We start from the raw sequence: 25,634 nt of genomic DNA, 5'->3' as shown, positions 1-25,634 counted from the left end.
ACTTAACCTCCGGTTCCCGTTGCAGCAATTTGGGGTTCGTGTGCAACACGCCCCGCCGGAACGCTTGTCAGAGTGTCGATTCGCGCGATCAGGTCCAATGCATTGCCCAGTATTTCGGCTTCGGCCCGGGGTGAAATGGTCTCGTACGATTTGGAATCGGCCAGTACTTCGATCGAGCTGAAGCGGTCGCCGTTCTCGAGGCATGCAACGCGGCGCCCGGTCGGGAAACCTTCGGATTTTGCGGCGGGTAACGGCATGCGGGCGTTCGCAAGCAGATAATGTTCACCCGAATGCGTTCGAAGGGAAATGCCAAAGCCTGTGGTCGGATGGTCGCGATTCAGAGTCTTGAGCTCACCAAGGAAACTCTCACGAGCGAAGAAGACGGCTTCTTGCTCGGCGGCAGCGGAGGGATTCAAATCGGTCACAGCAGAAAGCCTTGTATTGGAGTTGAGCAAAAATACTCGTACCGGCGCCAAAGTGGCAAAAAGACTCATTAACTCCTGATAAACAACAAGTACCTTCAAGGCGGTGTTATTTTGGCGCGAATAAGATTTTTTAGCGGTTGAATTATGGCGGCAATGTGGTCGACCTCGCATAAGAATGCCTCAACCGACGCGAGTATTTCAAAGCGGCAGAACAGACAGTGAAACGTCTGGCAAGCTTGTATGCAGGCATAATCGGCACAGGCAAATGGGCAAAGCTGATGTCTTTTCAGGTCCACTCGAATGAATTGAGGGTTGAAAGCCTGTTGGCTTCATACTTTCAAATAAAAACAGATATTTACGTTGTGCGGCTTTTCTGAAAGCACCGAATCTGGCGGATGGAGCCATGTGCCCGGGCAGATCCAGCATCACAGTCTGCGACGGTTTTCCGGATCAGACTGCACCAACTCTGGTCCGTTGAACTCTGATTCTCCACCATTTTTGGCGGCACAAGTTTCGACCTGTAGTTCTGGCGTTTATTCAACGTTAGCGCGTTTTTGACCGGCTTAACTGTGCCGAGCGTCAACCTGTGACTCAAAAGCGGAAAAGCAACGTCATACAACTGCTTGCAATCCAGTTGCAGGGGGGGTCAGACGCCTCTGGTTTCGCGGCCGTTTTGTTGCTTGCGGTATCAATAAGGTCGAAAACAGGTTGCAGTTTTCGACCAGACAGCTTGGCAAGTCACAAACTTTAAACTCCTCGAATTTTCCCTCTCGCACTCCGATGCAAGCTTTGTTATTGACCGCTTCAATTCAGCGCTAATGCGCTTGGATGCGGGTGTGGCGAAATTGGTAGACGCACCAGATTTAGGTTCTGGCGCCGCAAGGCGTGGGGGTTCAAGTCCCTCCACCCGCACCAAATAAAATTACCATAATCATCATTATGCGTATTTTAGATGCAAAAAATAGCGGGATCGAATTATTGAGACTCGTCCCCCGTTGAATTCAACACCTTGAGATTTTTTCGCTTTTTGAATGCTTCGACGGTTCAAGCGCTTCAAGTCTACGTCAAACGGAATACCAGTGAGCCTTTTCGCAACCTGGAAACCGGCGTAGTGTATCTTACTGGAGCATAGTTGATCAGCAGAATGCCCTGCCCCAGCACTCTGGGCGCGGAAGAGATCGGATACGCCAGAAAATGTTGCTGGCAACTCTCCAACCGAAAAAGGAGCACTTATGTCTCGACTTTCAGAACGCAGAGATTTTGCCACCGAAGTCTGCCGGCAGGCCGGGGTAATGGCCAAAAAGCTCTTTGCAGATCGGGTCAATCTTGTCGTTGATCAAAAAGGCGCTCAGGACTGGGTTAGCGAGGCAGACAGGAACGTCGAGACTTTCATTCGTCAAAGGATCGCGGAGGCTTGGCCCAAAGATGGCGTTTACGGTGAAGAACATGGCGCGGCAACGGGAGAGAGTGGCTTTGACTGGGTTATTGATCCAATCGATGGAACCACGAATTTCGTGAACGGTATTCCAGCATGGACCATTGTTCTGGCTGGTGTCACCAACGGCCAAACGGAGATTGGTGTGATCCATGATCCGAACATGGATGAAACATTTGTCGCAACGCGCGGGGAAACAGCGACACTCAACGGATCACCGATACGCGTCGCATCAGGAGTGGCGTTGCGCGACGGAACTGTAGCCGTAGGGTATTCGAACCGGATTGAAAGCCGTCATGTTTTACCTGTGATCGAGGATCTGATCGAACACGGGGCGATGTTTCACAGAAACGCCAGCGGAGCGCTTTCGTTGGCTTACGTCGCGGCCGGGCGCCTTCTGGGTTACGTCGAGGAGCACATGAATGCTTGGGATTGCCTGGCTGGGCAATTGCTGGTCTCAGAAGCGGGTGGCGTTGTCGAGGATCAGAACGCGGATGCGATGATCCGAGACGGCGGGCGCGTGATCGCAGGCACGCCAGATGTATTCGAGACGTTGCGTGAGATCGCAGAGAACGCTTGGAACGCTTAGCGCCTATGCCAGGCGACCCAACATGAATCAGGTTTGAGAGTCGCCAGATCAGCCTGCCAGAAATGGCCTTGTGAGGGTTGGTCGTACGTGCGGTCTATCGAACAATCCGAGAGTGCGCACCAAAGCAATGTGCCCACTGCCCCATGGGTCACGATTGCAAGATCCCCGGCATCATGCGACTGGATTATCTCTGATACTGTTCGATGAATGCGTCTCTGCGCCTCGACAGCTGTTTCCCAACCACGATAGCTCCTATCCGGCTGAGCAAAGAAAGCATCGGCCGCGGCCTCGAAATCGTCCCGAGGCAAGTAACCGGTTGCGCTGCGGTCGTTCTCACCAAGACTCAAGTTGCAATTCACGGGTAGCGCTCGTGGTGCAGCAAGAATCTCAGCTGTTTCGCGGGCCTTCCGCTCGCCACTGGTCCATATCTGCGTCACGTTGGACAAGACTTCACCGGATGCAAATTCAGTAGCGCGTTTGTGGCCCACAGCGTTCAAGCCCCATTCGGTTATCGGGACGGCCGGATCGATTGCGACCTCGGGGTGCGAGATGATAATGAGTTTCGGCATTTAATCCGGCAAAAGAACGGGGCCTTTGTCAGCAAAGCCCATTTTGATCTCGGTGCCGGGATCAAGCGGCGCATCGACGTCATCGTGAACGGCAAAAACCTGACCGAATTCACCGGTCAGCGTGTATTCCATCCGAACGCCAACATAGGTCGCCTTGGCCACCGTGGCTGGGATGCCTTGGTCTGAGCCGATGACCAGACGAGAGGGTCGCACGGCAATGGTCGCGGGTCCTTCGGACAATCCGCGACGTGGTAGCGTGTGACGATAGCCTTCTATTTCTATCGTTGCCGCGTCGCCATTGATATCGACGATTTGGCATTCCAAAAGGTTTGCCTCGCCTATGAAATCCGCAACAAATCGGTCGTTTGGGGCATCATAAAGCTGGCGTGGTGTGCCCATTTGGGCGATTGCTGCGTTGCGCATGACAACAATCTCATCCGAGACCGCCAGTGCCTCCTCCTGATCGTGGGTCACGTAGACAACGGTCAAACCAAGATCTTGCTGGATAGCCCGAATATCCTCTCGCACCTGACGGCGAAGCTTGGCATCAAGATTGGACAGCGGCTCGTCGAACAGCAGAACCTGCGGCTCAAGAACCAGCGCGCGGGCGACTGCAACACGCTGTTGTTGACCCCCTGACAGTTCAGAGGGAAGACGGTTGTCGAACCCCTGAAGACCAACCAGTTCCAGCCCGTTCAGAGCGCGGCTGCGGGCTTCATCCTTTGCAAAGCCCGAGAAAGTGAGGCCGTACATCACGTTTTCCAGCACGCTCATGTGAGGGAAAAGCGCGTATGACTGGAACACCATGGATACGTCACGGTCGGTGGCAGGCAATTTGGTCACGTCCCGATCACCGATCAGGATCTTGCCCGAGCTCGCCATTTCCAACCCGGCAATCATGCGCAGAGTCGTTGTTTTCCCACAGCCTGACGGGCCAAGCAGTGTGACGAGTTTTCCTGCCTCGACGTGCAGGTCGATGTTGTCGACGGCGACGACATCCTTGCCGAACACTTTCGACACGTTCTCAAAGCGTACTGGGGCAGCCTTGGAACCGATTTTGGTGTCGGTCATGGCGATGTCTCCGTTCCGTGCTGCGTGCGCCGACCAATCTGGACCCGACCGACGAGAAGTTGCAAAAAGCCGACCGCCGCGAGCATCACGAAGATCAGCGTCGTCGAATAGGCGATCGCAAGGCCATAGTCGTTGTTCTCGACCCGACCGATGATGTAGCTGGTCGCCATGTCATATTCTGCACTGACCAGAAAGATGACGGCCGAGATCGCCGTCATGGCGCGCACAAAGCTGTAAACAAGCGCAGCAAGTATCGCAGGGCGCAACAGCGGCAGAATGATGTTTCGGAACGTCTGCCACGAGTTTGCACCAAGGGTCAGCGAGGATTCATCCAGGCTGTGGTCAAGCTGCGACATGCTCGCGATCCCCGCACGAACGCCAACCGGCATGTTGCGGAAGATGAAGCTGACAACGAGAATGACACCCGTACCCGTGATTTCAATTGGCGGAACGTTGAAGGCCAGGATGTAGCTGACGCCGATCACTGTCCCGGGGATGGCGAAGGACAGCATTGTTCCAAATTCGAAAGCGTTCTTGCCTGCAAAACTTTGTCTTGTCAGCAGGTAAGCGGTCACCAGACCAACGGCGGCAGTCAATGGGGCAGCAATGGCCGCGATGGTTATGGTGGTCCAGAAACTGTCCCAAGCGGCTCCGGTCCAGCGAATTCCCTCGTCTTCGAAGCGGACCGAGAATGCAGTGATGTAGTGTTTGATCGTCAGCGAGTTATCGACGCCCCACAGCTCGACAACACTGCCGTAAATGATCATCGCGTAGACAACAATCGTGAACAGCGCCCAGCCCAGAGCGATGAGCAGTACCGGAACAGAAAGGCCAGTGGGCATCAGTGGATGAACGCCGGCATCCCCTTTGCCGGTGACGGTTGTATAGCTTTTCTTCCCCAGCCAGACACGCTGCGCGTAAAAGGCGGAAAGAGTAAAGAACAGCAGCACCATGGCCAGAACCGCGGCCCTGCCCTGATCGTACTGAGCGCCGACGATGGCAAAGAATATCTCGGTCGAAAGCACGTCGAAATTCCCGCCCAATACAAGCGGATTTCCGAAATCGGCCATACTTTCGATGAAACCCAGAAGAAATGCGTTCGCAAGACCAGGCCGCATCAGGGGCAAGGAAACCGTTTTGAATGTCTGCCATCTGTTGGCGCGGAGCGTTTGCGCCGCTTCTTCCATCGACGGAGAGACACCTTCAACCACACCGATCAGAACAAGAAAGGCAATTGGCGTAAACGCGAGTGTCTGCGCGATCAGGATGCCCGGCATTCCATACAGCCAGCGTGTCGGCTGCGTGCCGAACAGTTCGGCAAAGAACCGGGTGACGGACCCGGACAGGCCAAAAAGCAGGATCAGCGCCAGGCCGATCACGAATGGCGGGGTGATTATTGGCAGAACGGTCAGAGCGCGCAACGCGCGCTTGTAGCGGAAACCCGAACGCGTCACGACCAACGCGAAACATAGGCCGAGGATCGTTGTGATGAAGCCAACGAGGATGGCAAGGAAAAGTGAGTTCCAGGCCGCACCGCATCGGGCACCATGAAAACACCCCAGGCCCCACAGTCGATCATCGAAAAACTTCGAGAAGAAAACCGCGATGGAATACGCGCCGTCTTCGGTGATGAAGGCAGCGAAAAGCATCTTGGCGATGGGGAAAAAGACAAACGCGGTAACGATTGTAATCACGCCGCCGATGGCGCTTACGGCAAAGACGTCACCGTTAATGGCACCCCTTGCCGCGATCCCCTGAGTCAGCAGGAACAGAAAGCTTGAGGCGCATATCATCGCGCCATAGCCCATGCCGAACTGACGGTCGCCCAGTTCGCCAAACATCGCCTCCAACCAATTGAAGTTGAAACCTCTGATGCCAATGCTGAACCCCTGAGCGATCAGCCAGCCAAAGCCAAGCGCCCCTGACAGGATCAGTATGCGGGCGTAAACTGGATCAGATTTGGTGCGCTTCAACACCAGAAGCGGCAGGGCCAGTGCGATCAGGAGCGGCGCGAGCCAAAGTTTTTCGCCCTGCCCGATCAAAAATGCAGCGGGCGCGTAATCCTCATCGAATGGGTAGCCGTCCAAAAGCCACTCGAACGACCAAAGGCCGCCGTCGACCATATACCAAGGCAACAGGCAGAATCCGACCCACCCGGCCGTGATCCAGAAGATCAGGACCGGATGGGTCGTTTTTGAAGCCCGGTCAGTCATTTACTGCGGCAGAGTCGAAACCTCTTCGTCCCATTTCTGCAACAGGCGCTTCCGTTCGTCTGAGGAACCATACTTTTTGAAGTCATAATCAATCAGCTTGATCTGGCTCATGTCTGGCGCGCTCTCCGAAGTTTTTGCGTTCTTGTTCGACGGTACCTGAAACGCGTTGACCTGAAGAGCAAGGTTCTGAGCTTCTGGAGACAGCGCCCAGTCATAGAACTTTTTCGCCTCTTCTTCGTTGCGCGCCCCTTTGATAATCGACATCGAGCCGATTTCGTATCCCGTGCCCTCGCATGGCGCGACGACCTTAATCGGGAATCCTGAAACGGCCTGCTTCACGGCGTCATGCATGAAGACGATACCAATGGTGTTCTCACCCCGACCGGCGGCCTTGATCGGCGCGGACCCGGACTTGGTATATTGGTTGATGTTCGAATGCAGACCTTTCATGAACTCAAAACCTTCATCCTCGCCGAAGATCTGCACCATCGACGCCAGCGTGGTATAGGCCGTACCCGATGAGTTCGGGTTCGCCATCTGAACGTGGCCCTTGTATTCGGGCTTCAGCAGGTCTTTCCAGCAGGCCGGTTCGGGCAGGTTGTTGGCAGCGATAAGATCGGAATTGTAGCCGTAGCCGAGTGCGCCCGAATAGATGCCGATCGTTCTGTTGCCCGCGCTTTCTGCCTGGGATATCGCCCAATCATGAAGCTGGTCGCGCATCGGCGAAATGTATTCCATCGTCAGGCCCTCTTCGGCGGCCTGCAAATGCGGATCACCCGTACCGCCCCACCAAACGTCCCCTTTCGGGTTCGAGCTTTCGGCGCGTATTTGTGCAAAAGTTTCACCTGACGACTTCCGCGTCATGTTGACGTCGATGCCCGTGGCATCTTCAAAGCTGCGCGCCATCAGTTGGCACCAATCTTCTTGCGCCGAACAGTAAAGTGTCAGTTTATCGGCCTGTGCCGCCGACAGTGACGCAGCCAGGGCGATCACCGATCCAACCGTGGTGGATATCAATTTCCTCATTTTTTCCTCCCTTTGAGCTTGATGCGTCCGGGTTTCCCGGTTCTTTCATGCCCTTCCTCATGCAGCCTTTCGAAGTTTCTTTATGACAATTTTGACTTCTGGATCGTCTGTCAGATTGTTCAGCAAATCTGACAGGTCTCTTTCTTGAACCAACCTTGCGGCCTTTGCCGGCGAAAACCAGTGACGTGTGCGTTCACTTTCTTCCTTCCAGTGTCGCTTCAGCTTTTCGACGACCAGGGGATAAAGAGTAACGCGGCAGCGAACGCTGCTTCGCCCCTCGTATCGTTTATCATAGTAAAAATGACCGATGGGCTGTTTCGAAATGGTGCCGACAGCGCCTGCTTCTTCTTGCGCTTCGATTTCGGCGGCATGCCATGGTTCTTTGCCGTCCATTAGCCATCCTTTCGGGATAACCCACCGGCCGGTATCCCGCGAAGTGACCATAAGAACGCGCAACTTGCCAGTCTTGTCCCAGCGCATCGGAAGCGCCGCAATCTGGTCTGCCGTTTCGCTGTCGCCCATGCTGCTCCTCAATGCCACACGACCAGAAACCAAAAGAAAGCTGCCTTATTGGCAAATTGGCCGGTTAACGCTTTGCCTTGGCTCGTATTCTGAATTTGGTCAGTCTGTGCACCTTTGCTTTGCGCTTGGAAATACTTGTGTTCGCTCGAATTCTCACAACCTTCCGTGGGTTATGCAACAAAAAATATTGCATTATGACCGAAAGCCCACAAAAGTAGGCTTCGAAGCCAAGTCGGGTCGTCGGATGTCCAAAACTAAAACGCGCGGCAGAATGTCTGAAAAGAACCAAAGCCGGGTAAAGAAGTCCGACCGGCGCCAACAGATATTGCTGGAACTGAAGCTGCGCCCGCACGTTCGCATCAATGAACTTGCACAGCGGTTCAACGTCTCCACCGAGACGGTACGCAGAGATTTCGATGCGCTGTCGAATGACGGTTTGATAGCGCGGGCACACGGGGGGGCGTCGGCCGCCGCGCAAGGGCACTATCCGGGTCTGGATGAACGAACAAACGCTCAGGTTGAGGAACGCGAACGGATAGGCGCCACAGCGGCGGAACTGATCCAGAGCGGTGAAACGGTCATGATCGATTCCGGCTCGACCACAATCGAAATGGCACGTGAACTGGCTTATATTGATACCCCTTGCACGGTAATCACCAATTCCATTCCCGTAGCTATGACCCTTGGCCATGGGGCTGCACAAGTGCTGTTATGCCCAGGGGAATTTTTGGCTACCGAGTCCGCAACGATCGGAACCGAGACGCTGGAGTTTCTGTCCCGTTTCAACGTCGACAGGTGCATGATCGGTTCCTCGGGGTTTTCGACGGATGGCCCTTCAGAAACAGTGCGGGGCTTTGCGGCAGTAAAGAGGGTGATGCTGACGCGAGCCGAGAAACGGCACCTTCTTGTTGATTCCGGGAAATTTGGCCGGAAAGGCCTGTCTCAGGTAGGAGACCTTAGTGACCTGGATTCGATAATCACCGACAAAAAACCAACAGGAGAATTGCGTAACGCTATTGAGGGCGCCGGGGTCGACGTTCTCGTTGCCGGGTAGATGTGAAATGACTGATTAACGGCGGACAAAAAGCACCGCACATGACTGGGAGGAAAACATGAAGATTGATATCAAACTATTGCTTGGGGCATCTGCAATCGCGCTCATGTCGATAAGTGGAACGGCGTCGGCGCAGGATTGTCCACGCGGTGACTTGGACGAGCGTTTTTGTGATGCCGACGGTGATTTGATCGCGGATATCCCCACGGACCCTTCCGAGCAGATAGATCCGGACACTTTGATTTTTGCCTATACGCCGGTTGAAGACCCCGCCGTATACAAAACTGCTTGGTCAGACTTTCTTGACCATTTGAAAGCGGAAACTGGCAAGGATGTCGTCTTTTTTCCAGTCCAGAACAACGCGGCCCAGATCGAGGCGATGCGTTCGGGCCGTTTGCATATTGCAGGCTTCAACACCGGTTCCAACCCACTTGCGGTAAACTGCGCCGGGTTCCGTCCGTTCACGATCATGGCTTCGAAGGACGGAAATTTTGGTTACGAGATGGAGATCATCACCTATCCGGGTTCGGGCATCGAAAAGGTCGAAGACATCAAGGGAAAGCAACTGGCTTTCACATCGCCTACATCCAACTCGGGATTCAAAGCGCCCTCGGCGATCCTGAAAAGCGATTTTGATCTTCTGCCCGAACGCGATTTCGAACCTGTCTACTCGGGCAAGCACGACAACTCGATTCTGGGTGTCGCCAACAAGGATTACCTGGCGGCCTCAATTGCGAATTCCGTCAAGTCCCGGATGATCTCGCGCGATGTGATCAAGGAAGATGATGTCATTACGATCTACAAGTCGCAGACCTTCCCGACCACAGGGTTTGGCACCGTCTACAACCTGACGCCCGAGTTGCAGGAAAAGATCCGCAATGCGTTTTTCAGTTTCGACTGGGAAGGCACGACTCTGGAGGCGGAGTTCTCGAAGTCGAACGAAGGCCAATTCCTCGAGATGACCTATCAGGAATTCTGGGACGTCATTCGTAAAATTGACGCAGCAAATGGCGTCTCTTACGCCTGCCAGTAACTTCCGGCTCATCCGGCGGGCCTGAAAGGGCCCGCTCTTCACCCTAATCTGGGGCATTTCATGCTGCGTCTTCAAAAGCTGACGAAAACATACAAGACCGGAGATCAGGCGCTGAAGGCGATTGATCTTGAGGTTCCAAAAGGTCAGGTTCTTGCGTTGATCGGGCCCTCGGGCGCGGGCAAATCGACCATGATCCGCTGTGTCAACCGGTTGGTTGAACCGACCAGCGGCGGTGTCCTTCTGGATGACGTAGACGTGACCAAACTCGGCTCGGGTGCGCTGCGGAAAGTGCGCCGCCAAATGGGCATGATCTTTCAGGAATATGCTTTGGTCGAACGCCTTACAGTGATGGAAAACGTATTGTCCGGCAGGCTGGGTTATGTAGGGTTCTGGCGCAGTTTTCTGCGGCGGTATCCGCAGTCGGATGTGGACGAAGCCTTCCGCTTGCTCGATCGGGTGGGGCTGTTGCACATGGCGGATAAACGGGCGGATGAACTGTCGGGTGGTCAACGCCAGAGGGTGGGCATCTGCCGCGCCTTGATACAGAACCCGAAACTGTTGCTGGTCGATGAGCCAACTGCGTCGCTGGACCCAAAGACCAGCCGTCAAATCATGCGGCTGATCACCGAGTTATGTCAGGAACGCGGATTGGCGGCCATCATCAATATCCATGATGTGGCGCTCGCTCAGATGTTTGTTCCCCGCGTCGTGGGACTCCGCTTTGGCGAAATTGTGTATGATGGACTTCCCACCGGCCTTACCCCTGAGAAGCTGACCGAGATCTATGGGGAAGAGGACTGGGAAGCAACCATCGAAAAAGTGGACGAAGATGAAGATATCGAGGCCGCAGAATGAGCCATCGAGAACTGGACGACATGCTGGGAAAAGGCTGGCGTAAGCCTGCCTTTGTCAAGAACCCAGTGCTCCGCTGGGCATTGCTTCTTGGTTTTTTCGCCTACCTGATCGCAGCCTTTATGACCATCGAAGTCGATTGGGGCCGTGTCTATGAAGGGCTGGATCGGGGTTGGGCGTTTGTGCTTGCATTCACCAGCCCGGACTTCATTTCACGGTGGTCAGATATTTGGAGCGGCCTTCTGGAAAGTATCGTCATGACCGTGGCCGCGTCGGTCGTGGGTATCCTGATATCGATCCCGATTGGGCTGGGGGCTGCACGCAATATCGCGCCATTGCCAATCTACATGATTTGCCGAGGCATTGTTGCGATAAGCCGGGCATTGCAAGAGATTATCGTTGCCATATTGCTTGTGGCGATCTTCGGCTTTGGCCCGTTGGCCGGATTTCTGACGCTTTCCTTCGCCACCATAGGGTTTCTTTCGAAACTTCTGGCCGAAGATATCGAAGCCATGGACAAGGTTCAGGCCGAGGCGATCAAGGCCTCTGGAGCGCGTTGGCCACAATGGATCAACTATGGAGTTCAGCCGCAAGTGATGCCGCGACTTGTGGGCCTTTCCATGTATCGGATCGACATCAACTTCCGGGAAAGCGCGATCCTCGGGCTCGTGGGGGCTGGCGGAATTGGTGCGACTTTGAACACCGCATTCGACCGCTATGAATACGACACCGCGGCGGCCATTCTCATTCTTATCATCGGCATCGTGATGGCTCTGGAATACCTTTCGGGGATTATTCGAGCGAGGGTTCAGTAATGCCGATACTTGAACGCGACGATGCGCAAATCTGGCGTCGCCGGACAACAGGTCAGAGCTTGGTTCGTTGGTTCGGCTGGCTGTTGGGCGTGGCGATCTTTGTTTACTGCTGGCAGCTGATTTCGGAATCGACCACTTGGTTTTTCGTCTGGGACGCGCCCCGTATCGCCAATGATATATGGACCCGGGCAACGCCTCCTAAATGGGAGTACATCACCCAGCTGGGTCGCCCGATTTGGGACACGCTAAATATCGCCACCCTGGGTACAATCATCGCCCTGTGCATGGCAGTCCCCGTCGCCTTTTTGGCGGCCCGCAACACCACGCCGTCCGCTCTGTTCATCCGGCCGATTGCGCTATTGGTCATTGTCTCGACCCGCTCCATCAACTCGTTGATCTGGGCGCTTCTTCTGATCGCGATTATTGGTCCCGGAGTGTTCGCCGGTGTCATAGCAATCGCCATTCGTTCAATCGGGTTTTGCGCAAAGCTTCTTTACGAAGCGATTGAGGAAATTGATCACACGCAGGTCGAAGCAATCGCGGCGACCGGTGCTTCACGCTGGCAGGTCATGGCCTATGGGATCGTACCGCAAATCCTGCCTGCGTTTGCAGGCATTGCCGTTTTCCGTTGGGATATCAACATCCGCGAATCCACGGTGCTTGGGCTGGTTGGAGCTGGAGGCATCGGGTTGCAACTTTCAGCTTCTCTCAACGTTCTGGCATGGCCGCAAGTCAGCCTGATCCTGATTGTAATTCTGGTCGCCGTTATGATCAGCGAATGGGTTTCGGCGAAAGTACGAGGGGCCATCATTTGACCGGTTTCTCTGTGCAAGATGCTTTTGACGCCTACGAGGCTGTACGACATCGCCTGCCGCAAACCAGATCTACTGAATTGAGCTATCGCCAGGCGGACACGCTGGAGGACATAGCTCATGAGTTTGACGTGTTCCTCCTCGATGCTTTCGGGGTTCTCAATATTGGTGATACGGCAATCCCGGGCACGCCGGATCGGGTCAGGTCGCTGAAAGGCGCCGGCAAACGTGTTCTGGTTGTGTCGAATGCCGCTGGGTTTCCCCACGCAACTCTACTGGAGAAGTACACGAGGCTTGGTTACGATTTCGCCCCACAAGACGTGATCACCAGCCGGGTCACATTGTTGTCTGAACTGAACGGCCAAAGTGAGTTGCATTGGGGATTGATGGCGACCCCCAGTGCCGGCCTTCGCGATCTGGAGGGGCTGAAACTATCCTATCTGGAGGACGATCCGAAGCCCTACGAAACCGTCGACGGTTTTTTGATGATCGGGTCGGCGGTTTGGACTGAATCGCGGCAAGCCATGTTGGAGGCCGCTTTGCTGGAGCGCCCCCGCCCGGTATTGGTCGGCAACCCTGACATTGTCGCTCCGCGCGAGTATGGTTTTTCCAAGGAACCCGGTCTTTACGCGCATCGGCTGGCAGACCGGACAGGCGTCGCCCCTCAGTTTTTTGGAAAGCCTTTTGCCAATATCTATGATATTGCTTTCCAACGTCTCGGGCACATCGACAAGCCCCGGGTTCTGATGGTTGGCGACAGCCTTCACACCGACATACTGGGCGCACGAGAAGCCGGCATAGCTTCCGCTCTCATCTCGGGATACGGTTTCTTCGCAGGGCATGATGTTGAAGCAGCGATCATGAAGGCAGGGATAGCGCCGAACTTTGTCTTGAACCGGCCTTGATGTCAGTGTCGTCAGAAAGCAAATCCTCTTACGCTTTGTGCGACATTGCTCAGGGCGAGCTAGCACCACGGTCAACCATTCAGGCAACCGGCCGCACTTATGCGGCTGGCCGTTCGATCTTGCTGAAGTCTGCGCAGAATCTCCGATTGGCGCCGTTCTGCCAGATGTGGGACATTCAGTCGGTCTCGCCAAAGCCTTTCGGCACCGGCAGATCAGGCAGAGTTGCCGCACGTTTTTGCAAGGCCCGCCCGATAACCACGCGGCTGATTTCCGTCGTCCCGTCCACGATCCGCAGCATTTGCGCAAGGCGGGACAAACGATCCAGACCGTAGGGCTGCAACAGCCCCGCACCACCCAACACTTGCGTACAGGTGTTCGCAGCCTTCACGGCGGCATCGGGCACGAACCTTTTCGCATGGGCAGCCATCAATGGACCTTCGGGCGTGCCAAGGGATTCTGCCGCCTTTCGGTAGAGAAGCTTTGAGGCTTCAAGGTCTGTTGCAACCTCGCCCAGCATCCACTGGATCCCGTCCAGATCGAGGTTCTTGCCACCAAACATCTTGCGGTTCTTGGAATAGGACAACGCCGTATCCAGCGCAGCTTGCATCAATCCACAGCATCCTGACGCAATCGAAACGCGGGCAATATCGATCGCCATGAGCGAGCCTTGCAGGCCCTGGCCAATGGGCAGGATGATGTTGTCTTCGCTCACCACCACTTTGTCCATGTACATCTCGGCCAAGGGCAGGAAGTTGTAGGACGGGGTATCATAAAGCGGCCCAAAGCTGAGGCCCGGTGCGTCGGCGGGAATGGCGATCATCGCCATATCCTTGTGGCCGGGTGCGTCACTGGTCTTAACCACGGTGAAATAGATATCAGCTTCGGTCGCCAGGCTGACCCATGCTTTCGCGCCGCTGATCGTCCATGTGCCGTCACCATTGATCACGGCGCGCGAATACATGTTTGTTGCGTCCGACCCCGATTGCGGTTCGGTCAGGGCAAAGTTCGCCAGTTTGCGGCCCGAGGTCAGATCTCGCGCCCATTTTTCCTTGAAGGCATCCGTGCCATAGCCGCAGCCCGCGAAGGTACAGATGTTGTGCATCGACAGGGCAAAGGCATAAGCGCCATCTCCGAGCCCCAGCTGTTCGTAGACCTGAATGCCCTCGGACAGCGGCAAGGCCTGGCCGCCAAACTCTTCGGGGGCGTAGAGCCCCGTCAGGCCAGCGGCCCCGGCCTTGTCAGACGCATCACGGGGCCATGTCTTTGCGGCGTTCCAGGCGTCCACATTGGGCAGGATGACTTGCTCGGCGTGGTCGCGTGCGGCTTGGAGTATGGTGGCGAGTTTGTCTGACATTGGTCGGTCCTTTTGTGAGCGGCTCTTTTCACATGACGCCACACTTCAGCACCTGCTGAGCAGGCAGCGGGTCAAGCTTCTAGAGGAGAGCCAGGTGAGAACGCCATGTATTGCGCAATATTTAGCAGGAGAAACTTCTTTGCTCTATCTCGCGTGGTGACAGGGTATTGTCCAAAAGTGACAAAAAGCGCGTCTCAGATATTCGTCCTGCGATACGAGCTGGGGGTGCTGCCGGTCCAGCGTTGAAAGGCCCGGTGAAAGTTTGCAGCCGAGGAGAATCCGACATCATGGGCGATGGCCTCAACGCTTTTGCGCCCCGCCTGAAGATCACGGATTGCGATGTCACGCCGCAGGGCATCCTTGATGGCCTGAAACGATGTTCCATCCGCATGCAGCCTGCGGATCAGGGTGCGCGGGGTCATGTGCATCGCGGACGCTGTCTGGGTCAGGGTTGCTGCGCCCCAGCCCGTTTGACCCAGATATGTGCGCACCCGCAGCGATTGGGTGTGCTCTCGCGAACTGGTGAAGATCCAGTCTCGGGGCGCGTTTTGCAAAAACCGGTCAAGATCAGATGTGCTGCGCGCCTGCACTGGACCCAGTGCATTCGGATCGAACGAAATCGCGGTGGCGCCTTGGCCAAACCGTAGCGGCGCCGGAAAGATGACCGCGTAATCCTGATCAAAGTCGGGGCGGTCAAACACGAAATCGACGCCCCTGACCGGAACTTCATGCCCCGCCAGCCAAGACATGAGCCCGTGGGCAAGTTTGAGTATCAGCATATGCCCGAACCGCTGAACTTGAGCCGCGCCCCGTGGCTTCAGGGTAAGCACCAACATGTTATCGGCGTCATCCAGATCAAACTGGTAGTCATCCAGCAACAAGTTCCAGAAGGTCGAAAAGCGATAAAGTGCTGATGAAAGTGACGTGGCTTCCCGGACTGTCGTCAAAAGATGTTGCAGGGCCCTCGGCCGGATTGGGCGGCTCCAAAGCCCCATCATCTCATCACCGGTCTCAACTGCGGCAAGTTGATAGAGACATACGATCTGATCCAGCGTGACGCGACCATGAGGGTGACGCGTATCCGCGACCAAACCCGACCGGCCGAGAAGCGATGCCATCTGAGCCTCGGGGCATAGCGTACGCAATGCCGTCAGCCAGTCATCGATAAACTGGCTGGAAACCGTGGAAAGGATCGTTGGTGCGACATTGGTCATGACGTGCAAGGAGGTATCACCAATTCCGGTCGAGATGAAACACGGCGCGTGCAGATGGTGGATTGTCGATGTCTTCATCAAACAACGCTCTGCTTGAACTCAATTCAGAGGGCTAGCGCCCCTGTTCGCCGCACCGGTCATCGAATATCGCTGTGCGGTGGCGGGCGGAGCTTTTGTTTGCATCGGCAAACAATCTCGCGGATGAACCGGGCGCTCTTTGGCTCGGGCCGCCATTGCCCCAAATCCCGGGCTATAGATGGCCAAAATTTAATCAGTCGCGCTTTGATAATGAGCAGCTGAGAGGCTGTCAAAGGCGCCGATTCCAAAACATCGCAAAAATAAATGGCAATTTTTTTGAATACTTTTACCATGTGGTCAAATTAGGGGGCAGATGAATGTTTGACATCATCATCAGAAAGGCCAGCTTGCCGGATGGCCGCGAACCGGTGGATATTGCGATCAAGGGCGACAGTGTTGCGGAAATTGCCGCTGACATCTTGGGTGAGGCGCGCGAAGAAATCGATGCAAAGGGCCGCCTGGTTTCACCTCCGTTCGTCGACCCGCACTTCCATATGGACGCCACCCTGAGCCTGGGGACACCACGTATGAATGTCTCGGGCACGCTTTTGGAGGGCATCGCGCTTTGGGGAGAACTGAAGCCCCTGCTGACGCCCGAAGCGGTGATTGAGCGGGCCATGCGATATTGCGATCTGGCCGTGTCGCAGGGGTTGCTGGCCATCCGTTCGCATGTGGATGTTTCGTCAACTCCGTTGGTGGGTGTCGAAGCTTTGCTGGAAGTGCGCAAGCTGGTTGCCCCGTATATTGATTTGCAATTGGTGGCATTCCCGCAAGATGGACTGTATCGCGCAGAAAATGCAGAGAAAAACCTGATCCGGGCGCTCGATATGGGGGTCGACGTGGTGGGCGGTATCCCGCATTTTGAACGCACGATGTCGGAAGGCGCCCGATCGGTCACGAGGCTGGCCGAGATTGCCGCAGATCGTGGGCTGATGCTGGACCTGCACTGTGATGAAAGCGACGATCCGATGTCGCGCCATGTGGAAACCCTCGCCTATGAAACCACGCGCCTTGGGCTCGGGGGTCGTGTGACTGCAAGCCATGTCACCGCGATGCATTCATACGACAACTACTATGCCTCGAAGCTTGTTCCGCTGATCGCGGAAAGCGGCATGAACGTCGTACCGAACCCGCTTATCAATATCACGCTGCAAGGCCGCTCGGACACTTATCCGCGCCGCCGTGGCCTGACCCGTGTACCAGAATTGCGTGCAGCAGGTGTGAACGTTTCCTTCGGGCAGGATTGCACCATGGACCCATGGTATTCTCTTGGGTCCGCCGACATGCTGGAAGTGGCCCATATGGGCGTGCATGCGGTGCCGATGACATCCCGCGAAGCGATGGAATGGGCTTTCACATCCGTTACCCAGAACGGTGCCAGGACCATGGGTCTGCCTGACCCGACAATTCGCAAAGGTGGCCCGGCCAACATGGTTGTGCTGCAAGCGCGTGACCCGATTGAAGCTGTTCGCATGAAGGCCACACGTCTTGCCGTCATCAAAAACGGCAAGGTGCTGGCGCGTACCGAACCAAGACTGGCCGCGCTTTCTTTGCCCGGCCGCCCCTCGACCCTGGATCCAGCGGATTACGCGCCCAGGCCCAATACTCAGGAAGCTCAAAAACAAGAATAGTTGCCACCAACAGAAGAGGATACTCCGATGAAACTCACCACAACACGTCGTCAACTGATGGTCGGTGCTGCGGCCACGCTGGCCCTGCCGGCTTATGTCCGCCGCGCCAATGCACAATCTGCGATCCGCGTCGCTGGCGTGCATATGTCTCCGGTCGAAAACGCATGGAACAGCCGGATCCATGTGGCGATGCAGGAAGCCGCCGAGGCTGGTCTGATCGAATATGAGTTTTCCGAGGGTGTAGCTCCGACCGACTATCCCCGTGCGATGCGCGAATATGCCGAAGGCGGTGCGCAAATCATTTGGGGCGAGTCCTACGCGGTGGAACGCGAAGCACGCGAAGTGGCGGGTGACTACCCCGATACCGCGTTTCTGATGGGGTCTTCCGGCGGACCGGAGGGCGACAATTTCGGTGTTTTCGGCACCCGCAACCACGAGGCGGCCTATTTGGCCGGAATGCTTGCCGGCCGAATGTCGGAAAGCAATGTCTATGGTTCGGTCGGCGGTTATCCGATCCCCGAGGTGAACCTGCTGATCAACGCTTTCCGGATGGGCGTCAGTGAAGTGAACCCTGACGCTACCTTCCTCAACGGTTTCATCGGAGCATGGTTCGATCCCGCCCGCGCGCAGGAAGCCGCGATTGCCCAGATCGATGCGGGCGCGGACATCCTGTTTGGTGAACGGATCGGTACGGCGGATGCGGCTCAGGCGCGTGGTGTGAAAGCCATCGGTTCACTTATCGATTATACACCGCGCTATCCCGGTACGGTCTTTGCAAACGCGATATGGAACTATGGGCCAACCATCGAAGCCATCGTGGCGGATGTTCAGGCCGGCAAACCCACCGGGCGCAACTATACTGAATATTCCTTCATGGCCCATGGCGGCAATGAGCTGATCTATGTCGCTGACGAAGTGCCTGCCGACGCCATCCCTGCGATGGAGGCCAAACAGGCCGCGATCCAATCCGGCGAATGGGACGTTCCGATCGACGAAAGCGAGCCCTCCTGATCCCGGGGGTTTTGACGTGACCGATGCCACGGCTCTTGCAGCTGCCGTTTCGGCAGGGCAGATCACTGCCGCCGACGCGATGGAAGCAAGCCTTTCCGCCTGCCACGCGCAGGCGGATCTGGGCGCCGTGGTGTTTCTGGACGAAGACATGGCCCGCGCCGGCGCGAGGGCAGCAGATGCAGCGCCATCGGACCAGCGCGGGCCCTTTCACGGGGTTCCGTTCCTGGTCAAAGACCTCGGCGGTTCCGCTAAAGGGCTGCTCGCTGCTGCCGGGTCTGCGGCAATCCGCGCGCAAGGGCGAAAATCCGAAACTGACAGCTGCCTGCTGCATGAATGGCGACAGACCGGCCTGATCCCTTTTGGCGTGTCGGCAACACCGCCATTCGGCCTTTCCCTGACATGTGAACCAGATGGCATGGTTGCGGCCCGCAATCCGTGGAATCCCGCGTTGACGCCCGGTGGCTCATCTGGCGGCGCTGCGGCTGCGGTTGCAGGCGGCATCGTCGCCATTGCTCATGCCACGGACGCGGCCGGATCTATAAGAGTACCTGCCGCGTGCTGCGGCTTGACCGGGCTCAAGCCGTCACGTGGTGCGGTGCCCGGAGGCCCTGATTTTACCAATCACCTGATGGGGATAGCGTCAGAACTGGTTCTGGCACGGTCCGTTCGCGATGTGGAAACCGCCTTTCAAGCCGTAGCCCAGCCCATGGCCCCGGTATATCCGGCGGACCTCCCCCGCATCGCATTGGCATTGCCCGAGCGTTGCGGATCTGACCAGTGCGAAGCCGCCAAAGATGCGGCTGACGCTCTGCGCGATGCAGGTTGCGAAGTGCATGACATTTGCGCCCCGGACGAGATGGGGGCCGAGGCTCATGCAATTGCCCGCACGATACTGGCTGTTTCGCTGGCCGAGTGGCTCATTGCACTCGGGATCCGCGATGACCAGGTTCCACCGCTTGCCGCCGCCTTGGCCGCCGAAGGCCGTGCCACATCTGCCACCGCGCTTTTTGCGGCCTCACGGCAGCTTGCGCGTCTGACATATCGTGCTCGCAAGACTTTAAGTTCTGCCGATGCCGTGCTGATGCCGGTCCTATCGTCTGCGCCGCCCGTTATTGGCACTTTGGATCTGTCTGGTGCCTCCGCAGATGAACACATGGCGCGGCTGGAGGCCTTTGCCCCGAACGCGGCACTTGCCAATGTCGCAGGCTTGCCGGCTTTGGCATTGCCGTTTGGCATGGCAAATGGCCTGCCAATCGGTGTGCAACTGATGGGACCACCCGGTTCGGATGTTGCGCTGCTGAAACTTGGCGCTCTGATCGAGGCGCGTGCGCCCGAACTAACCTTTCCGTCTCCAATCGCAGGCCTGCCTACATGAACAAGGTTCTGGAACTTCACAGCATTACAAAGCGTTTTGGAACGCTTACCGCCAATGATGATGTGACCCTGACACTGGCCGAGGGTGAAATCCTTGCATTGTTGGGTGAAAATGGCGCGGGAAAAACGACGCTGATGAACATCCTGTTCGGTCATTACGCAGCCGATGAAGGCACTGTCAGGGTGTTCGGCGAAGAGCTGCCACCTGGCCTGCCCCGCGCAGCGATCGAGGTGGGTGTGGGCATGGTACACCAGCACTTTACGCTTGCGGGCAACCTCACGGTTCTTGAAAACGTCATGCTTGGTTCAGAACCCCTGACACGCGCACGGTCCGCACGTGGCGAGGCGCGCGCAAAGTTGTTGCAGATCGCAGATCGGTTTGGTCTGCCCGTGAACCCCGACGACAGGATCAAGTCCCTATCCGTGGGTGAGCGTCAACGCGTCGAAATTCTGAAAGCGCTGTATCGAGACGCGCGCATACTGATCCTGGATGAACCCACGGCCGTTCTGGCCCGGCCCGAGGCAATGCGCCTGTTCGAGACGCTGCGCGACATGACGAAAGAGGGTCTGTCGCTTATCTTCATAAGTCACAAGCTGCATGAGGTCATGGCGGCCTCTGACCGTGTGGCCGTTCTTCGTGGTGGCAGGTTGGTTGCGGAACGCAGGACCTCTGAAACAACCCCCGGAGAGTTGGCGGAACTGATGGTTGGCCGCAAAGTGGAACGGCCTATTCGTCAAGACCACGAGATTGGCGCGCCGGTTCTGGTCGCAAACGATGTGCGCGTGGAAGAAGACGGTGAATTGCGGCTGGACGACGTGTCATTCACCGTCCACGCTGGCGAGATCCTTGGTATCGTTGGCGTATCAGGCAACGGTCAGGCCTCGCTTGGCGGGCTGTTGTCCGGATTGATCCACCCAAGCGCCGGGCAGTTGACGCTGCTGAATCAGGATATCGGCCATCTGGGCCCGCGTGGCATGATCCGGGCTGGCGCCGGCAGGGTACCGGAAGACCGCCATGCAGAAGGTGTCGTGGGTGAATTGAGCCTGTGGGAAAACGCAGTTCTTGAACGTCTGCGCACACCGGAGTTTTCGCGCCGAGGCTTTGTCCGACAACGCGCCGCCCGAGAATACACCGCAGGTCTTATCGAACGATTTGACATCCGAGGGGCCAGTCCCGACACGCGAACACGGCTGCTGTCTGGCGGCAACATGCAAAAGCTGATCCTGGGGCGAGTCCTGACCAACGGACCGCGTTTTGTACTCGCCAACCAGCCGACGCGGGGCCTTGATGAAGGGGCAATTGCCGCTGTTCATGCCGAGCTTTTGGCCGCGCGGGCCGAGGGTGCCGCGATTCTGCTTATTTCAGAGGAACTGGAAGAAGCCGTGGCCCTGTCCGATCGGATACAGGCCATCGTAAAGGGTCGATTGTCGAAACCGATATCCGCTGATGAGGCTGATCCGCAACGCCTTGGCCTGATGATGGCAGGAGTCTGGAAGGAAGATGATGATGCGGCTTGAACGACGCACATATGTACCGCTGTACCTTGTGGTCATTGCGCCGCTGGCCGCGATCATTACCGCCTTGTTATTGGCTGCGGGACTAATCGCAGCGGCGGGTGTGAACCCGCTGACTGCTTATGGTGAAATGCTGACCGGCGCCCTTGGTTCGCGCCTTTCGATCACCGAGATGCTGACCCGCGCCACGCCACTGATACTCACCGGGCTTGCCGCGGCCGTCGCTTTTCGTGCGCGGCTTTGGAACATCGGCGGCGAGGGGCAGTTTTTCGTTGGCGCGTTGATCACCGCGTGGATCGGGCATTCACTCGGGGTTCCCGGGTGGATCGGTATTCCGATTTTGATGCTGGCGGGCATGGCGGCGGGCGCGGCCCTGTTAGCAGGCCCCGCATTTTTGCGCCTGCGTTTCGGGGTGGATGAGGTGGTGACGACCCTGCTGCTCAACTTCATTGTGATCCTTTTCGTCGGCCTCATGATCGAAGGCCCGATGCGCGATCCGATGGCCTTTGGCTGGCCTTCCTCCGTGCCAGTGAGCGGAGAGTACCGCCTGCCGGATCTTATCCCCCGCACGCGCCTTCATATCGGGCTGCTTTTTGCCATCGCGGCAGCAGGTGTTGTTTGGCTGATCCTGGCCCGCACGGTTTTTGGCGCTGAAACACGCGCCGCAGGCTTGAACGCCAGTGCCGCTGCCTTTGCCGGAGTTTCTCTGCCCCGAACGATCATGGGTGTGGCTCTGCTTTCCGGTGCTTTGGCGGGTCTGGCAGGTTCCGTCGAAGTCATGGGTGTTACAGCCGGGGTCACCACGACCATGAGCCCCGGATTCGGCTATGCCGGCATCGTCGTCGCAATGCTTGCCGCATTGCATCCGGCCGGTGTGGTTGCCGCCGCCGTATTCGTTGCCACAGTTTTTGTCGGGGCCGACGCCATGAGCCGCGCAACCGGCGTTCCCAGCTTCATTGCCGATGTGATCGTGGCGCTCTGCCTGCTCACCATGATCGTGGCCCTTCTTTTCACAACTTACCGGGTGCGCCGATGAGTGATGCAATTGATCTGCTGCTGAATACCAGCCTCTGGGCGTCCGTGCTGCGCATTGCAACGCCGCTTATTTTCGGAGTCCTCGGCGCGTTGCTCTGTGAACGTTCGGGTGTTCTCAATCTGGGGATCGAGGGGATCATGACCATGGGCGCGATGAGCGGTTGGCTTGCCGTCTACTTGGGCGCACCTTTGCTGGTGGGCCTGATGATTGCCGCGCTTTGCGGCGCGGTGATGGGATTGCTGCACGCCATGCTGACGGTCCCGCTTGGTTTGTCGCAACATGTATCGGGGCTTGGCATTACGCTGTTTGCGTCCGCGCTGGCCTACTACCTTTACCGGTTGCTTGTTGAAGTGGGCGATCTGCCTCCGACGATAGAACCTTTCCAGCCACTCGATGTTCCGGGTGTTTCCGACATCCCCATTCTGGGTCCGATCCTGTTTTCCCAGGCCCTGCCGACCTATCTGGCGCTGTTTGCGGTGGCTGTGATGGCTTACGTCCTTGCCCGGACACCGTTGGGGCTGGCCATTCGCATGACCGGCGAAAACCCGCACGCGGTCGAGGCGCAGGGGCTGAACCCCATTCGCATTCGCATTGGTGCAGTGGTTGTCGGATCAGCGTTGATGGCAGTGGGTGGCGCGTTCCTGACGACAACGGCGTTCAACAGTTTTTTTCCGGGCATGGTTCAAGGACGCGGCTGGATCTGCATCGCGCTGGTTGTGTTCGCAAGCTGGCGGCCCGGTAAGGCGTTGATTGGCGCCGTGTTGTTTGCCTTTTTCGATGCATACCAATTGCGGCTGCAAACGGCGATTGAAGGCGTGCCATATCAACTCTTCCTGATGGCGCCCTATGTGCTTTCCATCGTCGCGCTCGTTCTCGTCGCCCGCAGGGCCGAGGTGCCTGCTGCGCTGATGGCACCCTATCGGCGCGGTGAACGCTAAGATCAGGGTTTACAACCAGTGGATGGGTTGTTGTTGCAAGCGCGAAAGGGGCAGGACATACATGAAACTTCGGGTCATGGCGGGTTGCGACATTTAAACCCGTGCCTGTCGTATTAGGCGGGATCTTGCGTCAGCACTTTGGGCAAGAAGCCCTTGATCGCAATGCAGTACGCCAATAACCGGCGGCAATGACGATAGGAAAAGGCGGCCTCTGACGATGAGAAGCCGCCTTTTGTCTTTCGACCTGTTATTGTTGCCTAGTTGGCTGCCGCCTGCAATCTCCGGCGGTCAGCGGCGGTTGCATTTCTCTCGACAACGGTTCGGTTGAACGGGTCCTTCAATTCGTAACGGCCAAACTCGATCTCTTCTTTCCAGCCATTGGCATAGTTTACTTCGATATTGTTGCCCTGACGTTCAACCTTCGTCGGGCGGCTTCCCGCAGAACCTCCTTGGCCGGACGCGCGCACGTTGTCGATGGAGATACCATCTGCCAATGACCGGAGCCTTGAGACATCGGCGCCTGTCGCCAGCCGTTCTTCCACAGTGCGGTTCTGAGCATTCTTTCTCTCATACCGACCGTTTTCGATTTCTTCTTTGGTTCCATCGGCATAACGCACTTCGATGCCGTTGGCGTTCGTCTCAACCTTGGTTACGCCGGCAGTGCGCGATGACCCGCCTCCTGACCGGGATTGATCCTTTTTGCCGCTGCCTCGGTTCGACCGCTTCGAGTCATCATCATCGTCGTCGTCATCATCGTCATCATCGTCGCGACCACCTTTGCCGGATCCGGAATTGTCGTCGCGATCATCGTCCCTGTCGTCGTCGCGGTCATCGTCCCTGTCGTCGTCGCGATCACCCCCGCGACCACTGTTGCCCGACCCCGAGTTGTCGTCCCGTTCGCCGCCACGATCATCCCCCCGATCGTCATCGCCGCCATCCCCATCTTTTCCGCTGCCGCTTTTGGCAAAGGCATAGGCTGGTTCAAGGTGCAAGCGCCCTTCCGCGTCAAACTTCGGCGCGTAAGGCGTTGCGGCAATCAACGAAGCCAGTGCTGCGGTGCTGAGAAGCTGGCCCAGTTTTCCTTGAAGTTTCATTCTTTCGCCTCCAGTTCTGTTCGACCCATCTCATGGTGTCGGTGACAGATTATCCGGGGCTTTGCGTCCCGACATCGGGCTCAGGTCTGATGAATTGCAGGCCGAACGTCCCATCCATGACCACGACTTGCGTCGTATTCGATTGCACCGAGTGGTTTAAGGAACCTGGCTGGGTTTTGCTCCGTTGCCCTTCAACTCGTCATCGGGTTCGAGATGAATGAAAAAGACAGAGCCCGGATAAAGACGTTCCAATGCGTGTTCGATTTCATTGCAGATGTCATGGGCCGCGCTGACCGACATTGCGCCGTCCACAACGAGGTGAAACTCGACGAAGATGACATTCGCGGATCTACGCCCCTTGAGGTCGTGATATTCCAGCGCTTCACCCAGATTGCTTTCAATGGTGCTGGAAACAACCTGCAAGTCATGGTCAGAAAGGCTTACATCCATCAGCCCGTCAACGGACGCACGAATGACTTTCCAACCTTCCCACAGGATGTTCAGCGCGACCAGTATCGCTAGGATCGGGTCAAGGATCAGCCAGCCGGTGACAAGTGCAAGTATGAGCCCCGCGATGACACCCGCTGACGTCATGACATCAGTAAGAATGTGCCGCGAGCTTGCCTCCAATGCAGGCGAACCCTCGCGCCTGCCGATTTTGAGTAACAAGTAGGCCCATGCGCCATTCACGCCCGTTGCAATGACATTGACGGCGATTCCAAGAAAAGGCGCATCCTCAAGATGCGGATTGGGAAGTGCCAGCACGGCCTCTCTGATGATCAAGAACGCCGCCAACACAATCAATACGCCCTCGACGACGGCGGAAAGATACTCGGCTTTCTTGTGACCAAAGGGGTGGTTTTCATCAGGGGGCTTGTTTGCGACCCGAACCGCAAAATAAGCCAGCAGGGCCGCCAAGACATTGACGGTGGATTCCATCGCGTCCGACAACAAAGCCACCGAACCTGTCAGCCACCAGGCCAGCAGCTTCAGGGCCAGTACCGCCAGGGATATCGGAATGGACCAAAGAGCGATTTTTTGTGTCATTTGGCCACGACTCTCAATCAA

The 25,634-nt window shown here is 56.7% G+C and carries 23 protein-coding genes and 1 tRNA gene; 14 read left to right on the top strand and 10 right to left on the bottom strand.

What is annotated here, in order from left to right; translation table 11 throughout:
* Window positions 1–2 precede the first annotated feature (2 nt).
* Window positions 3–524 carry a hypothetical protein gene (locus NOR97_RS18440; RefSeq protein WP_254439997.1) on the bottom strand — a complete coding sequence of 174 codons (522 nt, stop codon included), beginning with the start codon at window positions 522–524 and terminating at the stop codon, window positions 3–5.
* Window positions 525–1,255: 731 nt separating this feature from the next.
* Here NOR97_RS18440 and NOR97_RS18435 point away from each other — a divergent pair.
* A tRNA-Leu gene (locus tag NOR97_RS18435) sits at window positions 1,256–1,340 on the top strand.
* Between the two features lie 317 nt (window positions 1,341–1,657).
* Window positions 1,658–2,449: an inositol monophosphatase family protein gene (locus tag NOR97_RS18430; RefSeq protein ID WP_257600968.1), complete on the top strand. Its 792-nt coding sequence runs from the start codon at window positions 1,658–1,660 to the stop codon at window positions 2,447–2,449.
* Here the strand turns inward: NOR97_RS18430 and NOR97_RS18425 are convergent.
* The 5 genes from NOR97_RS18425 to NOR97_RS18405 are packed head-to-tail and all read right to left on the bottom strand — an operon-like array spanning window position 2,446 to window position 7,850.
* Complete coding sequence (locus tag NOR97_RS18425; protein WP_257600967.1) at window positions 2,446–3,018, bottom strand: histidine phosphatase family protein; 573 nt, start codon at window positions 3,016–3,018, stop codon at window positions 2,446–2,448. The two genes, NOR97_RS18430 and NOR97_RS18425, sit on opposite strands and share 4 nt — an antisense overlap.
* Window positions 3,019–4,089 carry an ABC transporter ATP-binding protein gene (locus tag NOR97_RS18420; RefSeq protein ID WP_257600966.1) on the bottom strand — a complete coding sequence of 357 codons (1,071 nt, stop codon included), beginning with the start codon at window positions 4,087–4,089 and terminating at the stop codon, window positions 3,019–3,021. It lies immediately after the preceding gene.
* Window positions 4,086–6,302 (bottom strand): iron ABC transporter permease, encoded by a 2,217-nt coding sequence (locus NOR97_RS18415; RefSeq protein WP_257600965.1) that lies wholly within the window; start codon window positions 6,300–6,302, stop codon window positions 4,086–4,088. The genes NOR97_RS18420 and NOR97_RS18415 overlap by 4 nt, the downstream gene beginning before the upstream one ends.
* The gene (locus NOR97_RS18410; RefSeq protein ID WP_257600964.1) at window positions 6,303–7,328 is read right to left on the bottom strand and encodes an ABC transporter substrate-binding protein; all 1,026 of its coding nucleotides are present in this window, start codon (window positions 7,326–7,328) and stop codon (window positions 6,303–6,305) included. It lies immediately after the preceding gene.
* A 57-nt stretch (window positions 7,329–7,385) separates the two neighbouring features.
* Window positions 7,386–7,850, bottom strand: a complete 465-nt coding sequence (locus tag NOR97_RS18405) for an NUDIX hydrolase (protein ID WP_257600963.1) — start codon at window positions 7,848–7,850, stop codon at window positions 7,386–7,388.
* Between NOR97_RS18405 and NOR97_RS18400 the strand changes: the two genes are divergently transcribed.
* Genes NOR97_RS18400 through NOR97_RS18375 form a run of 6 tightly spaced genes read left to right on the top strand, consistent with a single transcriptional unit; the run spans window position 7,849 to window position 13,321 of the window.
* Window positions 7,849–8,904: a DeoR/GlpR family DNA-binding transcription regulator gene (locus NOR97_RS18400; RefSeq protein WP_257600962.1), complete on the top strand. Its 1,056-nt coding sequence runs from the start codon at window positions 7,849–7,851 to the stop codon at window positions 8,902–8,904. The genes NOR97_RS18405 and NOR97_RS18400 overlap by 2 nt on opposite strands.
* A gap of 58 nt (window positions 8,905–8,962) precedes the next feature.
* Window positions 8,963–9,937 (top strand): phosphate/phosphite/phosphonate ABC transporter substrate-binding protein, encoded by a 975-nt coding sequence (gene phnD, locus NOR97_RS18395; protein ID WP_170345390.1) that lies wholly within the window; start codon window positions 8,963–8,965, stop codon window positions 9,935–9,937.
* A 60-nt stretch (window positions 9,938–9,997) separates the two neighbouring features.
* Window positions 9,998–10,792 (top strand): phosphonate ABC transporter ATP-binding protein, encoded by a 795-nt coding sequence (gene phnC, locus NOR97_RS18390; protein WP_257600961.1) that lies wholly within the window; start codon window positions 9,998–10,000, stop codon window positions 10,790–10,792.
* The gene (phnE, locus tag NOR97_RS18385) at window positions 10,789–11,604 is read left to right on the top strand and encodes a phosphonate ABC transporter, permease protein PhnE (RefSeq protein ID WP_152457392.1); all 816 of its coding nucleotides are present in this window, start codon (window positions 10,789–10,791) and stop codon (window positions 11,602–11,604) included. Before phnC ends, phnE (NOR97_RS18385) begins: the two co-directional genes overlap by 4 nt.
* Window positions 11,604–12,419, top strand: a complete 816-nt coding sequence (gene phnE / locus NOR97_RS18380) for a phosphonate ABC transporter, permease protein PhnE (protein ID WP_257600960.1) — start codon at window positions 11,604–11,606, stop codon at window positions 12,417–12,419. The genes phnE (NOR97_RS18385) and phnE (NOR97_RS18380) overlap by 1 nt, the downstream gene beginning before the upstream one ends.
* Entirely contained in the window at window positions 12,383–13,321 is a 939-nt protein-coding gene (locus tag NOR97_RS18375) for an HAD-IIA family hydrolase (protein WP_374041628.1), read from the top strand. The genes phnE (NOR97_RS18380) and NOR97_RS18375 overlap by 37 nt, the downstream gene beginning before the upstream one ends.
* A gap of 175 nt (window positions 13,322–13,496) precedes the next feature.
* Here the strand turns inward: NOR97_RS18375 and NOR97_RS18370 are convergent, their stop codons facing one another.
* A complete protein-coding gene (locus tag NOR97_RS18370) occupies window positions 13,497–14,675 on the bottom strand; it encodes an acyl-CoA dehydrogenase family protein (protein ID WP_257600957.1) in 1,179 nt (392 codons plus the stop codon).
* Between the two features lie 194 nt (window positions 14,676–14,869).
* On the bottom strand, window positions 14,870–15,889 hold the full coding sequence (locus NOR97_RS18365; RefSeq protein ID WP_257601394.1) for an AraC family transcriptional regulator: 1,020 nt from the start codon (window positions 15,887–15,889) through the stop codon (window positions 14,870–14,872).
* Between the two features lie 395 nt (window positions 15,890–16,284).
* Between NOR97_RS18365 and NOR97_RS18360 the strand changes: the two genes are divergently transcribed.
* From NOR97_RS18360 to NOR97_RS18335, 6 genes are read left to right on the top strand one after another with little or no spacing between them, the layout of a single operon-like run.
* Window positions 16,285–17,598, top strand: coding sequence for an amidohydrolase family protein (locus NOR97_RS18360; protein ID WP_257600956.1), 1,314 nt, complete (start codon window positions 16,285–16,287; stop codon window positions 17,596–17,598).
* A 27-nt stretch (window positions 17,599–17,625) separates the two neighbouring features.
* Window positions 17,626–18,609 (top strand): BMP family protein, encoded by a 984-nt coding sequence (locus tag NOR97_RS18355; RefSeq protein ID WP_257600955.1) that lies wholly within the window; start codon window positions 17,626–17,628, stop codon window positions 18,607–18,609.
* Between the two features lie 16 nt (window positions 18,610–18,625).
* Window positions 18,626–19,984 (top strand): amidase, encoded by a 1,359-nt coding sequence (locus NOR97_RS18350; protein ID WP_257600954.1) that lies wholly within the window; start codon window positions 18,626–18,628, stop codon window positions 19,982–19,984.
* Window positions 19,981–21,501 (top strand): ABC transporter ATP-binding protein, encoded by a 1,521-nt coding sequence (locus NOR97_RS18345; RefSeq protein WP_257600953.1) that lies wholly within the window; start codon window positions 19,981–19,983, stop codon window positions 21,499–21,501. Before NOR97_RS18350 ends, NOR97_RS18345 begins: the two co-directional genes overlap by 4 nt.
* Window positions 21,491–22,534: an ABC transporter permease gene (locus tag NOR97_RS18340; protein ID WP_257600952.1), complete on the top strand. Its 1,044-nt coding sequence runs from the start codon at window positions 21,491–21,493 to the stop codon at window positions 22,532–22,534. The genes NOR97_RS18345 and NOR97_RS18340 overlap by 11 nt, the downstream gene beginning before the upstream one ends.
* Window positions 22,531–23,472: an ABC transporter permease gene (locus NOR97_RS18335; RefSeq protein WP_170345400.1), complete on the top strand. Its 942-nt coding sequence runs from the start codon at window positions 22,531–22,533 to the stop codon at window positions 23,470–23,472. Before NOR97_RS18340 ends, NOR97_RS18335 begins: the two co-directional genes overlap by 4 nt.
* Window positions 23,473–23,729: 257 nt before the next feature.
* On the opposite strand, the gene NOR97_RS18330 is transcribed toward NOR97_RS18335, so the two are convergent.
* Window positions 23,730–24,566 carry a hypothetical protein gene (locus NOR97_RS18330; RefSeq protein ID WP_216597847.1) on the bottom strand — a complete coding sequence of 279 codons (837 nt, stop codon included), beginning with the start codon at window positions 24,564–24,566 and terminating at the stop codon, window positions 23,730–23,732.
* A gap of 156 nt (window positions 24,567–24,722) precedes the next feature.
* Window positions 24,723–25,613, bottom strand: a complete 891-nt coding sequence (locus tag NOR97_RS18325; RefSeq protein ID WP_306980197.1) for a cation diffusion facilitator family transporter — start codon at window positions 25,611–25,613, stop codon at window positions 24,723–24,725.
* Window positions 25,614–25,634: the final 21 nt, after the last annotated feature.

Origin of the sequence: Ruegeria sp. YS9, assembly GCF_024628725.1 — a bacterium.
In the GTDB taxonomy this organism is placed as follows: domain Bacteria; phylum Pseudomonadota; class Alphaproteobacteria; order Rhodobacterales; family Rhodobacteraceae; genus Ruegeria; species Ruegeria atlantica_C.
Note: the sequence above shows the minus strand (reverse complement) of the source record. Positions and strands in the feature narration are given on the sequence as shown.